At 67.9% G+C, this 355-nt stretch carries 1 protein-coding gene; it reads right to left on the reverse strand.

Going from position 1 to position 355, the window contains the following annotated elements; translation table 11 throughout:
* Positions 1-355 (reverse strand): AMP-binding protein (locus tag U5782_RS41440; RefSeq protein WP_322049647.1); only part of this gene is annotated, 355 nt, incomplete at both ends.

A 355-nucleotide genomic window follows, 5' to 3' on the forward strand; every position in this document is an offset into this window, starting at 1 on the left:
GGGCTTGCCGGTCGAACCCGAGGTGTAGAGGATGAAGAGCGGGTGCTCCGCGCCCACGGGCACCGGCGCGCAGGTGTCGCTCTCGGCTTCGGAGAGCTCATGCATCCAGTGATCGCGGCCTTCGGTCCAGCCGGTCTTGCCGCCCGTGCGCTGGTAGACGATCACGCTCTGCACCGCCTCGCAGCCACCCATGGCGATGGCTTCATCGGCAATGTTCTTCAGCGGCAGCGCCTTGCCGCCGCGCATCTGCTCGTCGGCGGTGATGAGCGCGACCGCGCCCACGTCCACCATGCGTTCGTTGAGCGACTTCGACGAGAAGCCGCCGAACACCACCGAGTGCGTCGCGCCGATACGG

The organism is Paraburkholderia sp. J67, assembly GCF_905220265.1.
GTDB lineage: Bacteria > Pseudomonadota > Gammaproteobacteria > Burkholderiales > Burkholderiaceae > Paraburkholderia.